This window comes from Pseudomonas sp. NFACC14 (assembly GCF_900106885.1).
In the GTDB taxonomy this organism is placed as follows: domain Bacteria; phylum Pseudomonadota; class Gammaproteobacteria; order Pseudomonadales; family Pseudomonadaceae; genus Aquipseudomonas; species Aquipseudomonas fluorescens_AA.
The window spans coordinates 207567-222408 of the sequence record NZ_FNOA01000007.1 but is presented as its reverse complement, the minus strand read 5'-3'; the positions used below and the strand labels follow the sequence as shown (position 1 = coordinate 222408).

Here is a 14842-nt window from a genome sequence, read left to right as displayed (position 1 = left end):
CGCGATGACGCCCGAGCCGTCAATACCTGATCAACCCAGCCACCGTTCCAGCGTACGTATCGATTCCAGGTCTTCCATGCGTCGCAGTTGCTTCAGCAGTTCCGCAGCCCGTTCCTGCGGCATGACCCGCGTCGTCAAACTGAAGAACTTCTCATCCAGGGCCTCATCGGCAAGTGGATTGCCCGGCGCTCCCAAGGGCACTTCCACACACAGGCTTGCCTGCCGGCCGTCCAAGGTCCGCAGGGTCACCACAGGCTCGCCATCCTCATCCAGTCGCGGGTCCACTTCAAGCTGGATGCGCGACATGCACTGAATCAGCAGCGGATCGTTGCGTTGCCGGTCATCATAAGCGTGCAGTCGGCAATGCCCATGCACCAACCGCGCGGCGAGGGCATACGGCAGGCTCATTTGCGCGGCTGCGAGGCGGGTGATATCCCGGCCGCCACACATGCCGTGAAGAAAACCGCTCAGCCGAACGTGCACGTTTTCGACCTGGTCGACGGGTACCTTCAACTGCTCCAACAGCTGGCCGAGGGCATCGATGGCCGAATGGGTGCCACGACAGGAGGCGTGGGGTTTGATCGAGCAGCGAGCGAGCTTCCAGTTCACGCCGAGCTCCGCATCCAGCGCTTCGGGCCTCGAAGTCGCTGGGGCGAGGGTGTTCAGGAAGCCACCCCAGACGTCATCGAATAATTGCATCGGCCCGCTGATGCCCTGTTGGGAGAACCGCGCAGCCAACAGCCCCCCTTCTGCGGCGCGCCCGCTGTGCAGTTTCTTGCTGTGCGAGCCGTCGTGAATGAAGGCCCACAGGCCACCGCTGAAGCTGCCGGCAATGCCCAGTGTCGCCAGGGTTTGCCGGGTATCCAGGCCCAGGATGCGCGCGCTGGCGGCGGCTGCGCCGAACACCCCACAGGTCGCGGTGGAGTGCCAACCGGCACCATTGTGGGCGCTATAGCCGCCGCAGGCTTCGAGCACTCGGCGACCAACCTCATAGCCGATCACGACGGCGCTGATGAATTCACGACCACTCACGGGCCGTGCGCGCAGCGAAACCGCCGCCATCGCCGCTGGCAGCACGACGGCCCCGGAGTGATCGCAACCGCCGGTGTCGTCCAGCTCCAGCGCATGGGCGGCGATACCGTTCAGCATCGCTGCCGGGCCCGCGCCGACCTGCAGATCGGTTCCCCACACCGGTACCTCGCCCGCTTCAGCGGCGAACACCTTGTGTGCCTGCTTGGCGATATCGCTCTCGGCGCCGGCCAACGTTGCGCCGAACGTATCGAGAATGTGTCGCTTGGCTTGGGCTACCAACGCAGGCGATAGATCTTCAAACCGCAGATCGACACAGAATTGCGCCAACCGTTGCAAACGTTCGCTCATGAGACGTAATCCCGGTAATGGCGCTCGTACACCGATGCGGGATGATCCTCGGCCACCGGCGCCGCGCTGTCTGCCCACCATTGCGCGACCTCGGCGCCGGTGGCGATCCACACGTCATCGTGCTGTTGAATGCCCTCGATCAGCTCGCGCAACACGCCTATCCGTCCCGGCGTGGCGATGATTTCCGGGTGCAGGCGAAGCACGTAGCACAGGCCGAATCGGTGAAACCCGGCGAAATCCATTTGCAGGTTGCCCAGGGTGTGGCTGTAGGAGGCGATCCGTGATTGTGCCGGTGGCACCGCCGGGCTCAAGTTGAAGGCGAAGTAAGGCTCGTCTTCCAGCTCATAATGCAGCGGCACTTCAATGACAGCGGGCGCCGTCGGGTGAGCGAATGGCAAGTCATCGCCACGCCATGACGAGGACCAGCGGATGCCTTGGTCCTTCAATGCGCCGATGAATCCCGGCGCGCCATTGCCCGCCGGGATTCGAAAGCCGAGCGGGCGCTTGCCGGTCAGCCTGCCCAGGGTCTCGCAGCCTTTGGCGACATCATCGATCTGGGCGACCAGGTCTAGCGCGTCGTAATCTTGATGACGGTAGCCGGCGCAGGCGATCTCATGACCGTCGTCCTGGATCGCCTGGATGAGCGCTGGGTTTTCCTCGGCAACGATGCCGGGGACGAACCAACTGCTGCAGACCCCGAGTTCCTTGAACAGGCCGAGCAAGCGTGCCACGCCGCGTTGGGTACCGTAGCGCCATACCGACAAGGTTTTGTCACGCCCGGCAACTTCCGGGGCTTGCGTGAGGATGCCATGGATGTCGTTGTAATCGATGGTCAGTACCACAGCGCAGCGATAGCCTTCCGGCCAGATGGAGGAATCAGCCATGGTGGTGCTCCTTCAACCAGAAGTGGGCGACGTCGCGGCAGGTGGCGAACCACACGTCATCGCGCCGACGCATGTGTTCGAAAAGCTGTTCCAGCAGCAGGATGCGTCCCGGCTTACCAATGATCTTTGGGTGGAAGAGGGTGGTCAGGCACAACCCTTCGTCCATCGCGCCGTCATATTCGCGGCACCAGTTGTCCAGGGTCAGCGCGTAACTGGCCGTACGGTCCAACCCGGAAGGAAAGTTCGGCGCGCGGGTGTAGGCGAGGGAGGCGTAATCGTCCATTTCCCATCGGCCTGGGATTTCCACCAGCGGCGTATCGAAACCCGCTACGTCCACCAGGTACGGTCGGTCATCGCCGCGCATGCTGCTGGAATAGGTCACGCCGGCTTCCACCAGCATGGCCGGGGTTTCGGCGCGCCAGTCGCCGGACGGCGTGCGAAAGCCTTCGGCGCGGATGTGCAGGTGATTCCAGAACACCTCGCGGGAGATCTGCATCACCTCCTTTTGCCGATCCAGTGTCAGGGCATAAAAGGATTCGTGTTTGTAGCCGTGATACGCCACTTCATGCCCACGCTCGACAATCGCCTGGCATTGTCTCGGCCAGTTCTCCACGACCCAGGCGGGAACGAAGAATGTCGTCGGGATCCGGAACTCTTCGAGCAGATCGAGCAGGCGCGGCAGGGCCCGGTAAGGGCCATAGCCGCCGAACCCGAAGTATTCGGGTTTGCGCCAGATCGAGCCGTTGAGCATGGCGTCACCGGTCGGGCCATCGAGATCGAAGGCGAGGGCCAGGCAAGCCTTGTGCGGCGCGGGCCAGGTAGGTGAGGAGGGCATCGGTAGTGCTCCATCTTTATTCGTGGACACCAGACCTTTTGTGGACGCGGGCTTGCTCGCGATGGCATCGAGTCAGGCAACATTGACGTTGAACCACTCGCGAGCAAGCCCGTTGCCACATCGGAATCAAATGGCCTGTGGGATCACTTTCCGGCGTTGATGGTCGCGGTCTTGAGTGCCCCCAGTTCCAGATCCCATTTCTTCAGGATCGCCTGGTAGCTGCCGTCATCGATCATGCTTTGCAGCGCGACCTTCACCGCTTCACTGAGCTCAGGCTTCTTCTTGCTCACGCCCATGCCGGTGTACTGCTCGGAGATCGGCAGGCCCACGGTCTTGTACATGTCCTTTTCCTGGGTCTTGAGGTAAGGCAGGGTTTCGCTGCCCTGCATGGCTGCATCGATGCGGCTCTGGCGCAGTTGCGCCCGGGCATCGGCCGAGCCTTCGGTGCCGACCACGTTGATCCCCGGCTTGCCGGCGGCTTCACAGTTGGCCTTGCTCCACTCGGCGATTTCCGTTGGAAAGTTGGTGCGGCGGCTGGTGCCGACTTTCTTGCCGCAAAGGTCGAGAGTCTCGTTGATGTCCTTGTTTTTCTGCAGGGTGTAGAACTGCGGACCACTGGTGAAGTAGTCGATGAAGGTCACGCTGGCCTGGCGTTCGACAGTGTCGGTCATGCCCGACAGCACCATGTCCACGCGGTCGGTGGTCAGGGCGTTGATCATTTGTTCGAAGCCGGTTTCCTGCCATTTGATCTTCACACCCAGGCGCTCGGCCAGGGCATTGCCCAGGTCATAGTCAAAGCCGGTGAGGGTGTTGGTGGCCGGGTCCTTGAAGTCCATCGGCGGGTAGTTCGGCATGATCGCCACGACGATTTCGCCCTTGGCCTTGATGCTTGCCGGCAGTTCGGCCGCGAAGGTGAGGCTGGATGCCATGACGCTTGCGAGTACTGCGGGAATAAAAAAGTTCTTCATGGTCGTTCTCTTATGAGTGTTGTGAGCGTCAACGGACGCTTAGGTTCGAACGGCAGAAATGAAGCTTTGGGTGCGAGGGTTTTGCGGACTTATTAGTATTTCTTCGGGGCTTCCAGCCTCCACGATCTGCCCGCCGTCCATGAACACCATGCGATTGGAAACTTCGCGAGCGAAGCCCAGTTCATGGGTGACGACGATCATGGTCATGCCGGTCTGCGCAAGATCGCGCATCACCGACAGCACCTCACCGACCAGTTCCGGGTCGAGTGCCGAAGTGGGTTCATCGAACAGCATCAGCTTGGGGCGCATGGCCAATGCACGAGCGATGGCCACGCGTTGCTGCTGGCCGCCCGAAAGCTCGATCGGGTAGCTGTTGCACTTGTCCGCCAGGCCAACACGGGCGAGCAGTTCCAGGGCCTCCTCATTCGCCTCTTTGGGGGAGCGCTTGAGCACCTGGCACGGTCCTTCGATGATGTTCTGCAACACGGTCATGTGGGGGAACAGGTTGAACCGTTGAAACACCATGCCGGTGGACAGCCGCTGGCGGGCGATCTGGGTTTCGTTGAGTTCGTGCAGCTTGTTGCCGACGATCCGGTAACCCACCAGTTCGCCGTCGACCCACAGGCCGCCCTTGTCGATTTTTTCCAACTGGTTGACGCAGCGCAGCAAGGTGCTTTTTCCCGAGCCGGACGGGCCGATGATGCACAGCACTTCGCCTTGCTCGACTTCGATGTTGATGTCCTTGAGCGCGTGGAACTGGTCGTAATATTTATTCAGGCTCACGGCCTTGACGATGCTTCTCATGGGGAACTCCTCAGGAACGCTTGCCGGCGCCGCGGGCGAAACGACGCTCCAGGCGACTCTGACCAAAGGACAGGACGGTGACGGTGGCCAGGTACCAGATGCCGGCGACGATCAGCAGCTCCATCACGCGGGCGTTGGCGTAGTAGATGTTCTGGGCGTTGTAGAGCAATTCCGAGTATTGGATGACGCTCGCCAGCGAGGTCATCTTCACCATGCCGATGAACTCGTTGCCGACCGGCGGAATAATGATCCGCATGGCCTGGGGCAGGATGATCCGGCGCAGCGCTTGCAGGCGTGGCATGCCGATGGATTTGGCAGCCTCGTATTGCCCGGTGTCCACCGAGAGCAGGCCGGCGCGCACCACTTCGGCGGTGTAGGCGCCCTGGTTGATGCTCAAGCCCAGCAAGGCCGCCGCGAACGGGGTCATCAGGCTCACGGTGTCCATTTCGAACAGGCCGGGAATGCCGATGGTGGGGAAGATCAGCGCCAGGTTGAACCACAGGAGCAGTTGCAGAATCAGCGGCGTGCCGCGAAACAGCCAAGTATAGGTCACGGCCACATAGCGCAGGATCGGGTTGGCCGACATGCGCATGATCGCGGTGATCACGCCGAACACGATGCCCAGCGCCATGGCCAATACGGCCATGACGATGGTGTTGAGCAAGCCCCACATGATCGCCTCGGAGGTCAGGAACTGGCCGATGTACGACCATTCGATCTTGCCTTCGGCGAAGGCGCGCACCAGGCCAACAAGGGCGATGACGATCAGCGTGGCGAAGAAGATCCGCCCGTAGTAGCGCCGAGGCACATGATCGTACTGGGTAATGTCAAACTGGTTTTCCGCCAGCTTGCGCTCCGCCTGGAGTCGTTCTGCCTGTGTCTGGCTCATGTTGTTTCTCCGTACTCGGTTTCGGCGCTATCGCTGTGGGAGCAAGCTCGCTCCCGCAGTTCGGTGTGTTGCTCAGAGGCGAAAGCCCTGATAGTCCTCGGTCCATTGCTGCTGGGCGGCGAGGGCGGTTTTCAAGCGTCCGATCTGTTCGCGTACCTGTTGTGGCGCCGTCCCGCCCCAGCCATTGCGTGCAGCGATGGCGGCTTCGAGGGTCAGGCTTTCGCGTACTTCTGGGATGAGGCGCGGGTCGATTTCCGCCAGCAGAGCGGGGGAGGCCTCCCACAGTTCGAGGTCGTGTTTCTCGCACGCCTGGACCAACGCACCGGTGATTTCGTGAGCTTCCTTGAACGGCACGCCGCGCATCGCCAGCCAATCGGCAACTTCGGTGGCGAGGGTGAAGCCCAGCGGTGCCTGGCGGCGCAATTCCTCGACGTTGACTTTCATGGTTGCCACCATGCCCGCCATGGCGGGCAGCACCAGTAGCAGCGTGTCGACGCTGTCGAGCACACCGTGCTTGTCTTCGCTCAAGTCACGGTTGTAGGACAGTGGCAAGGATTTAAGCGTGGAGAGCAGGCCGGTCAGGTTGCCGATCAGGCGACCGGCCTTGCCTCGCGCCAGTTCGGCGATGTCCGGATTCTTCTTCTGCGGCATGATCGAGCTGCCGGTGGCGTAGGCATCGTCCAGTTCGACCCAGCGAAATTGCCGCGACGACCACAGGCAGAACTCTTCGGCAAGGCGCGAGATATTGATGCCGAGCATGCTGGCGATGAACAGAAACTCGGCGACGTGATCGCGGCTGGCCACGGCGTCGATGGAGTTTTCGCAGACGCCGCTGTAGCCCATTTCCTTTGCCGACTGCTGAGGTAGGCGAGCGATCGCCGAGCCCGCCATGGCCGCCGCACCGAGTGGTGACAGCGACGTGCGTGCGTCCCAGTCCACCAACCGCTGTACGTCGCGCAGCATCGACTGGGCGTGGGCCAGCAGGTGGTGAGCGAACACGATCGGTTGCGCCTGCTGCAGATGGGTGAAGCCGGGGCAGATGCTGTCGATGTGTTGCTCGGCCTGTTCCACCAGCGCCTGCTGCAGGCCCAACACTTCAACGGCCACGGTGCGTACGTGGTCACGCAGGAACAGCCGCAGATCGTTGGCGGTCTGGTCGTTGCGCGAACGGCCGGCCCGCAGCTTGCCACCCAGAGCGCCAAGCCGTTCGGTCAGCAGGCGCTCGATGAACGTGTGGACGTCTTCATCATCCAGGGTCGGGGCGATGCTGCCGGCACGATAGTCCGCGCCGATGCGTTCCAGGGCGTCGAGCATGGTCTGGGCTTCTTGTTCGGTCAGCAGTCCGGCGCGCTGCAATTCCCGGGCATGGGCCTTGGAGCCGGCGAGGTCGTACGGGGTGAGCCGGAAGTAGCGCTCAGGGCAACGGGACAGGGCCGCCAAGGCTTCGGAAGGGCCGCATTTGAAGCGAGCACCCCAGAGTCGGTCGGTGGTTTGAGACATTGTTTTTTCCTCGTCGGTTACGCGAACTGAAACGGGCACTCGAGGCCACGGCGTCGCTACGAAATCAGCGAGCGCAGTCAGGCCAGAGCAGTTTTCAAGAGGGCAGTTGCATCGGTGCGAGTGCTGATCGAACTGTCAGCTTTTGATGTTTCGCGACCAGCGTTTTGGCGCTGATGTTCGGAATTTATTGTCGGTTGCCAAGCTTGGTTTTCTGTGTTCATTATTATTGGGCCAGCTTGTTTTTGTTGTTGGACACAGGTTGTTGAATAGAGCGCCAGAGGTAAATAAGCATTATGGAAACCCCACTTTCCAATTCCGGAAACCCGCCGCCGAGAACCCCGCAAAGGGCACCGTTGGCCCTCAGCGGGCTGGACTTCAAATTGCTCAAAGTGTTCAAGGCCGTGGTCGAGGCGGGAGGCTTTAGTGCCGCACAGAATGAACTGAATGTGGGGCTGGCGGCCATCAGCAAACAGATTTCCGACTTGGAAATCCGTATCGGGATGCGCCTTTGCACGCGCGGGCGCGAGGGCTTTCATCTGACGGAAGAAGGGCGCCTGGTGTATCAGGCGTCGATAGACTTATTTGCCTCGGTCGATAACTTTCGTGATCGCCTTAGTTCAGCGCAGAACGAACTTGTAGGTGATCTTGGTGTGGGGGTTATTGATAATACTATTTCGGATGATAATTCCCCGTTAGTTGCTGCGCTCAGGCAAATTAATGAACAGTCGCCCAAGGTCAGGTTTCAACTTCAGGCTTCGCAACTCGATGAAGTCGAAAGAGGTGTCGTCGAAGGGCGGTTGGTGGCGGGGATCGTACCGATTTATCAAAAACGCGAAGAGTTCGATTACTACGAACTCTATGAAGAACGTTCGCAGGTCTATTGCGGACTCGGTCATCCGCTGTTCTCCATGGCGGACGCGGACATGGGGGAACATGTGCTCAAGGAGTATGAGTGCGTCAACCATCGCTACGCGATTCATCGCGACAAACTGAAATTTGCGCACTACGACCGCTTCTCCGCCTCAGCCACCCAGGTGGAAGCTGTGGCGTTGCTGATCAAGACGGGGCGTTTCCTCGGGTTCCTGCCTCAGCATTACGCCGCATCGATGGTGGCGCGGGGAGAGTTTCGCGCAGTGTGTCCGGACCTGATCAATATCGTCACGCCATTCAGTCTGATACTGCGTCACAACACTGTGCGCAGCCCCTTGGTCAAGGCCTTTGCCCAGGCGTTGGGGGTGGATCTGAAGGCTCCGCTTTGATGTTTATGGGGTCGTCACTCACGAACCTTGGCGGTAACCGGAGTGATAGGTAAGTTGCACCATCAAACCGTTGGCGCTGTTTTCGTTCAAACACCGCGACCTGTTCCGGCGTGTTCCGTTGGAAAGGCACTCAGTTGAACTATCCGAGGGTTCAATCACCCCGTCCAGTATGCGCAGTCCCACCCTCTAAGTGACGGCGGTAATAATTGGATTTGTGCAAGGGAAACGGTGGCTGTTCATGGGATCAATCTGCTAAAGGGTTCGTATTGACGAGCGAATCGCCCGTGCACATTCGATCACCGCAGGCGCCAGCTTGCGCTCGGCTTCCTCCATGCTCCAGCGACTCGTGGGCACCACCACATGGACGGCTGCGACCGGCAGGCCCTGGCTGCCAATGATCGGCGCGGCAATGGACATGTCGCCCAGGAACAACTCTTCCTTGTTCGTGGCGTAGCCCCTGTGCCGAGTGGTCTCGATCTGCTCGATGATGTCGTCGACCGCGGTCAGGGTGTACTGGGTATGGCGTGTGCGCTCGCTGGCTTGCAGTGCGGCAACGAGTTCGTCGTCGGGCAGGGCGCTCAGGAACGCCCGCCCGGAACCGGTGCAGTACATCGGGATCCGGCTGCCGATGGGCATGTGGATAGGGATGAATTTCGGCGCCACGAAGCGTGCCACGTACACCATGTCCAGCCCGTCGGGTTCGGTCAGGTTGGTCGTCTCCCCGGTAGCCTGTGCCAACTCGGCAAGGAACGGGTTGGCCACGTCCACCAGTGTGTCGGCGGCCAGGTAGTTGTAGCCGATCTCCATGACCTTCGGGGTCAACTGGAAGCGCTTGGTCTGTGGATGCTTGCGCACATAACCCAGCTCTTCGAGGGTATGGATCATACGTTGCGCCGAGCTTTTATTGATCTCTGCGGCTTGCGCGATATCCGCCAGGTTCATGGTGCGCCGGGCTGCGTTGAACGCCCGCAGCACCGCCAGGCCTTTTTCCAATGACTGATTGAACAGCGGATGAGGGGTATCGCTCATGGAAAATCCTTATATTCCGTGCTTTAAATATCGATATCCGATACTTATAAATCTCTTTACGATTTTTGTAAATCGCTTTACAGTCATTTTGAGCCTCCTGCCATCCATATGGGGCAACCCTTACCGGACTTAAGACAATAAAAGCGTCCAATGGGAGATACGCCATGCTTACTCGCTTTCGTGCACTCACGTTCGTTGTTGCCCTGGCTGCTGGCATCGCTTCAGCCAACGCCGTCGCCGAGCCTGTCTACAAGGTCGGTGCAACCGCAACGGGGATTCCCTTCACCTTTCTCGACGTCAAGAGCCAGAGTATCCAGGGCATGATGATCGACGCCGCGCAGGCGGTGGCCAAGGCGGGTGGCTTCGAGGTGGAGATCCAGCAGACCACCTTCGCTTCGCTGATCCCGTCACTGACGTCAAACAAGATCGACCTGATTTCTGCCGCCATGCTCCGGACGCCGGCGCGGGAAAAGGTGGTGCAGTATTCCGATCCGGTCTTCACCTATGGCGAGGGGCTGATCGTCAAGTCCGATGACCCGACCGCGTACACCCGCATGGAGGATTTTGCCGGCGAAGTTGTCGGCGCCCAGGTCGGCACCGTGTTCATCGATGAGTTGAACAAGCGTGGTGTCTTCAAGGAAGTCCGTGGCTATGACTCGATCCCCGATCTGATGCGCGACCTGGCCCTCGGCCGTATCAAGGCGGGTTTCGCCGATCGCCCGATCGTCGCCTATCAATTGGCCCAGGGCACCCAGAACAAGGTGCACCTGGTACAGAGCTATCAGCCGGTGGTGATGGGGGACGTTTGCCTGATCGTGCGCAAGGGCGACAACGCAACACTGGAGCAGGTCAACAAAGGCATCGCTGCGATCAAGGCTGATGGTTCCCTCGAACGGATCATCGAGAAGTGGAAGCTCAACTGATGGTTTTGTCGACCGCCTGCGGTGGCGGGCGGGTCCACTCATTGTTCCGTGGGTAGATTTTTATGATTCTCCAGAATGCTTTGGACTTCCTCCCTATCTTGCTCAAAGGGGCGGTGGTCACTCTCCAAGTGACGGCCGGGTCGTTTGTACTCAGCTCGCTGATCGGCCTGCTCCTGGCCCTGATGATGGTCTCGAAAATACGTGCGGTTGCGTTGTTCGCCATCAGTGTGGTGAACATCATCCGGGGGCTGCCGATCATTGTGCAGCTGTTTTATATCTATTTCGTCCTGCCGGAATTCGGCATTCAACTGACGGCCATGCAGGCTGGTGTCATTGGCCTGGGAATCGCTTATTCGGCCTATCAGGCGGAGAACTTCCGGGCCGGTATCCAGGCGATCCAGCAAGGGCAGATCGAGGCGGCGGAATCCTTGGGTATGCGCGGTGCGATGGTGATGCGGCGCGTGGTGCTGCCCCAGGCATTCCGCATCGCCTTGCCGCCTTACGGCAACACCCTGGTCATGATGCTCAAGGACTCGTCGCTGGTCTCCACCATCACCGTGGCCGAGATGACTCGCGCGGGGCAACTGATCGCCTCTTCGACCTTCGAGAACATGACGGTCTACACCCTGGTGGCATTGCTCTACCTGGCGATGAGCCTGCCGCTGTCCTTTGCGCTGCGTCGTCTGGAAGCACGCTTCAGCACCCGGAGAACGTCATGATCGAGATCAAGGGCATTCACAAGCGTTACGGCAGCGTGCCGGTCCTCGAAGGCATCGATTTGCAGGTCAAGAGCGGTGAAGTGGTGTGCCTGATTGGCCCTTCGGGGTCGGGGAAGTCCACGTTGCTGCGCTGTATCAATGGCTTGGAAAGTTATGACCAGGGCGAGGTCCTGGTCGGCGATGAACGTGTCGACCGTAATGCCAGGAACATCCACGACATTCGCACTCGGGTGGCGATGGTCTTTCAGCGCTTCAATCTGTTCCCGCACCGCACGGCCCTGGAAAATGTCATGGAAGGGCCGATCTACGTAAAGAAGGAGAACCCTCAGGCGGCGCGCAGGAATGCCGAGGCGCTGATGGAAAAGGTCGGCTTGTCCCATCGGATGAATGCCTACCCGGACGAACTGTCAGGGGGGCAGCAGCAACGTGTCGCCATTGCCCGGGCGTTGGCGATGAACCCCCAGGCGATCCTCTTCGACGAACCGACCTCGGCGCTCGATCCGGAGTTGGTCGGCGAAGTGTTGGCGGTGATGCGCAATCTGGCCAACGAGGGCATGACCATGATCGTGGTGACCCACGAAATGGCCTTCGCTCGAGACGTCGCCGACAAGGTCTGTTTTCTTCACAGCGGCAAGATCGTCGAGTCAGGACCCGCCGGGGAAGTACTGAGTACGCCGACGCATCCTCGCACACAGGACTTTCTTCGCCGGTTGCTCAACCACAGCGGGGAGGTGCCGGCATGAATGCACCTTTCGCCCCGCAACTGCCGGCCTCACTCTGGGCCGCGACGGCTACACCGGCGGTGCAAACGCCGGCCTTGGCCGAAGACAAGCAAGTGGAGGTGGCCATCGTGGGGGCTGGCTATACCGGTTTGGTGACGGCTTTACGCTTGGCCGAAGCGGGTGTCAGCGTCTGTGTGCTGGATACGGGGGAGCCAGGCTGGGGGGCCTCGGGGCGCAACGGCGGGCAGGTGATTCCCGGGCTGAAGTTCGACCCGGATCAATTGCTCGCCAAGTTCGGCCCGGCCCGTGCCGAAGCGATGATCGAGGCGGCCGGGTCAGCCGCTGACGAAGTGTTCGCGCTGATTCGCCAGTACGGGATCGAGTGTGATGCCACCCGCAAAGGCTGGATTCAACCGGCCTGTTCGACGACTGCGATGAAGACCATCGAGCAGCGCGCCGCGCAATGGCAACGCCGGGGCGTCAAGGTGGAGCTGTTGGACCGGGCGGCGGTCAGCCAACGTATCGGTACCGAGAATTACCTGGGGGGGTGGGTCGATCCTCGGGCCGGCAGCTTGCATCCATTGAGTTACGCCCGTGGCCTGGCGAAGGCCGCCGTGGGGCAGGGCGCAATGATCCACGGCCACAGCCGCGTCACGGGGCTGCAGCGGCATCGATCAGGCTGGCTGTTATCCACCGCGCAAGGCTTCAAGGTCAGTGCGCAACGGGTGTTATTGGCCACCGATGGCTATACCGACGACCTGTGGCCCGGGTTGCGCCAGACCGTCGTCGCGGCCAACAGCTTCATCATCGCGACCCGTCCGCTCCCGCCGGCGATCCGCAAGACCATCCTGCCCGGTGGTGAGGTCTGTTCGGACTCACGCCGTTTGCTGCTCTACTTCAAGCAGGATGCCCAGGGGCGTTTGCTTCTGGGAGGGCGGGGGCCGTTCTCGGAGCCTTCCCGGCAGCGGGACTGGGCGCACCTGGAGCGTTCGCTGGGGGCGCTGTTTCCGCAAGTGGCGGATGTGCCTGTCGAGTACCGCTGGAGTGGTCGGGTCGCCCTGACGCAAAGCTTTCTTCCCCATGTGCATGATCCGGCACCGGGGCTGTCAGTCTTGCTCGGCTACAACGGCCGCGGCATCGCCCTGTCCACGGCGTTGGGCAAGCATCTGGCCGCGAAGCTCTCAGGGGCGACGCAGGACTTCCCGTTCCCGGCCATGCCACTGCGGCGAATTCCGTTTCATGCGTTGCAGCGGCTTTATCTCGCTGCCGGGATCAGCTATTACCGGGTATTGGATGCCTTGTTTTGAGCGCTCATTGAAAAAACTGCGGGCACCGGTCGGGCGTTGTCGGTGGCGTCTTATCGGCCCAAGGCGAGCGCCCGCCAAGCCAAATTTCCATTCAACCTGAATGGCTCCGAAGTGGAAATGGCGTTAGCATCCCCTCCATTGGGCTTAAACAGCCTGTTTTTTCAGATCAGGGTCGCATTGTGGAAAAGCTAAAACGCCTTCAAAGCGGAATCGAAGGACTCGACGCGCTGCTCCAGGGAGGGCTGGTCGCGGGTGCTTCATACATAATCCAAGGACGCCCAGGTTCAGGCAAGACTATCCTCGCGAACCAACTTGGATTCCATCATGCCCGCAGTGGCGGTCGTGTTTTAGTCGCCACGCTGCTGGCCGAATCACATGATCGACTTTTCCAGTTTCTTTCTACGCTGAGCTTTTTCGACTCAGCCAAAGTCGGTGCCGAAATCCAATTTGTCAGCGCATTCGACACATTGGAAAACGAAGGCCTGGATGAAGTCGTGAAACTGCTTCGACGCGAGATCAGTCGGCAAAAGGCTACCGTGATGGTTGTCGATGGTCTGCTCAATGCGCGCTCCAAGGCCGACTCGCCCATCGACACCAAGAAATTCATCTCGGAGCTGCAGGGACACGCCGCTTTCGCCGGTTGCACCGTGTTGTTCCTCACCAGTTCGCGGCTCGACGACGGTAGCCCTGAGCACACGATGGTGGACGGTGTCATCGAAATGGGTGAAGAACTGTTCGGGACGCGTTCGGTTCGGCGCATTCAACTGCGCAAGACACGCGGCAGCGGTGCGTTGACCGGTCTTCACGAATGTGAAATCAACGACGACGGTTTGGTTGTCTATCCGCGCCTGGAAAGCCTCTACAGCCGTCCTTCCGCCCCCGACAGTGCCGACATGACGCGTATAGCCAGCGGGATTGAATCCCTGGATGACATATTGGGCGGAGGCTTGCACAGCTCCAGCGTGTCACTGGTCATCGGTCCTTCCGGGATTGGTAAAACGACGCTGGGTCTCAAATTCCTCGCCAAGTCGACGGCAGATGCCCCTGGCTTGCATTTCGGATTCTATGAAAGCCCGCAGCGACTGCGCCTCAAAGGTCTCTCCCTGGGCATCGATATCGAAGGCATGGAAAAAAGCGGTGCGTTGAGCATTGCCTGGCAGCCCACCACCGAAGGCTTGCTGGATGGACTCGGCGCACGGCTGCTGGACATCGTCAGGGAAAAGGGTATCAAGCGCCTGTTCATCGATAGCCTGAGCGGCATGACACGGACTTCGACGAATCCCGCGCGGATTACCGATTTCTACAGTGCGCTGATGAACGAGCTGCGATCCCGGGGCGTTACGGTGTTCGCCTCCTGGGAGATGCGAGATCTATTCGGTTCCGAGGTCAGTTCACCGAACTCGGACCTGTCCAGCATCGTCGATAACCTGATGCTCATGCGTTTCCTTGAAGATCGCTCTGAACTAAGAAGGACGCTCTCCATTCTTAAGGTACGAGACAGCGCTTATGACCCCTCGCGATTCGAGGTGGTCATCCGGGATCAAGATGTTTTCCTTGAAAAGGCTTTGAAAAATGAACCTTCAGCCGCAGCTGAGTCATTGCCTGGTTCAATTTCATAAGTCT

14 protein-coding genes are annotated in these 14842 nt (G+C 60.2%); 6 read left to right on the top strand and 8 right to left on the bottom strand.

All coding sequences use genetic code 11. From position 1 onward, the window contains the following. Positions 1-30: 30 nt before the first annotated feature. The 7 genes from BLU85_RS13740 to argH form a co-directional block, all read right to left on the bottom strand. Positions 31-1380, bottom strand: coding sequence for an MmgE/PrpD family protein (locus tag BLU85_RS13740; RefSeq protein WP_092202933.1), 1350 nt, complete (start codon positions 1378-1380; stop codon positions 31-33). After that, positions 1377-2264, bottom strand: a complete 888-nt coding sequence (locus BLU85_RS13735) for a polysaccharide deacetylase family protein (RefSeq protein WP_092202935.1) — start codon at positions 2262-2264, stop codon at positions 1377-1379. The genes BLU85_RS13740 and BLU85_RS13735 overlap by 4 nt, the downstream gene beginning before the upstream one ends. Beyond that, positions 2257-3099: a polysaccharide deacetylase family protein gene (locus BLU85_RS13730; RefSeq protein WP_092202937.1), complete on the bottom strand. Its 843-nt coding sequence runs from the start codon at positions 3097-3099 to the stop codon at positions 2257-2259. The genes BLU85_RS13735 and BLU85_RS13730 overlap by 8 nt, the downstream gene beginning before the upstream one ends. Before the next feature lie 143 nt (positions 3100-3242). Further along, positions 3243-4067, bottom strand: a complete 825-nt coding sequence (locus tag BLU85_RS13725; protein WP_092202939.1) for an ABC transporter substrate-binding protein — start codon at positions 4065-4067, stop codon at positions 3243-3245. A gap of 39 nt (positions 4068-4106) precedes the next feature. Further along, complete coding sequence (locus tag BLU85_RS13720) at positions 4107-4871, bottom strand: amino acid ABC transporter ATP-binding protein (protein ID WP_072394591.1); 765 nt, start codon at positions 4869-4871, stop codon at positions 4107-4109. A gap of 10 nt (positions 4872-4881) precedes the next feature. Beyond that, positions 4882-5760: an amino acid ABC transporter permease gene (locus tag BLU85_RS13715; RefSeq protein ID WP_060742901.1), complete on the bottom strand. Its 879-nt coding sequence runs from the start codon at positions 5758-5760 to the stop codon at positions 4882-4884. 72 nt (positions 5761-5832) lie between these two features. After that, a complete protein-coding gene (argH, locus tag BLU85_RS13710; RefSeq protein ID WP_092202941.1) occupies positions 5833-7260 on the bottom strand; it encodes an argininosuccinate lyase in 1428 nt (475 codons plus the stop codon). Between the two features lie 293 nt (positions 7261-7553). Between argH and BLU85_RS13705 the strand changes: the two genes are divergently transcribed. Then, a complete protein-coding gene (locus BLU85_RS13705; protein ID WP_092202943.1) occupies positions 7554-8519 on the top strand; it encodes a LysR family transcriptional regulator in 966 nt (321 codons plus the stop codon). A 252-nt stretch (positions 8520-8771) separates the two neighbouring features. Here the strand turns inward: BLU85_RS13705 and BLU85_RS13700 are convergent, their stop codons facing one another. Further along, positions 8772-9548, bottom strand: a complete 777-nt coding sequence (locus BLU85_RS13700; RefSeq protein WP_092202945.1) for an IclR family transcriptional regulator — start codon at positions 9546-9548, stop codon at positions 8772-8774. A 164-nt stretch (positions 9549-9712) separates the two neighbouring features. Between BLU85_RS13700 and BLU85_RS13695 the strand changes: the two genes are divergently transcribed. The 5 genes from BLU85_RS13695 to BLU85_RS13675 all read left to right on the top strand — a co-directional run bounded on the left by BLU85_RS13695 (position 9713) and on the right by BLU85_RS13675 (position 14838). After that, positions 9713-10471 (top strand): ABC transporter substrate-binding protein, encoded by a 759-nt coding sequence (locus BLU85_RS13695; protein WP_092202947.1) that lies wholly within the window; start codon positions 9713-9715, stop codon positions 10469-10471. Positions 10472-10533: 62 nt separating this feature from the next. Then, positions 10534-11190, top strand: a complete 657-nt coding sequence (locus tag BLU85_RS13690; RefSeq protein WP_060742896.1) for an amino acid ABC transporter permease — start codon at positions 10534-10536, stop codon at positions 11188-11190. Further along, entirely contained in the window at positions 11187-11933 is a 747-nt protein-coding gene (locus BLU85_RS13685) for an amino acid ABC transporter ATP-binding protein (RefSeq protein WP_092202949.1), read from the top strand. The genes BLU85_RS13690 and BLU85_RS13685 overlap by 4 nt, the downstream gene beginning before the upstream one ends. Then, positions 11930-13219 (top strand): NAD(P)/FAD-dependent oxidoreductase, encoded by a 1290-nt coding sequence (locus tag BLU85_RS13680; protein ID WP_092202951.1) that lies wholly within the window; start codon positions 11930-11932, stop codon positions 13217-13219. Before BLU85_RS13685 ends, BLU85_RS13680 begins: the two co-directional genes overlap by 4 nt. 179 nt (positions 13220-13398) lie before the next feature. Then, positions 13399-14838, top strand: a complete 1440-nt coding sequence (locus tag BLU85_RS13675) for an ATPase domain-containing protein (protein ID WP_092202953.1) — start codon at positions 13399-13401, stop codon at positions 14836-14838. Positions 14839-14842 lie beyond the last annotated feature (4 nt).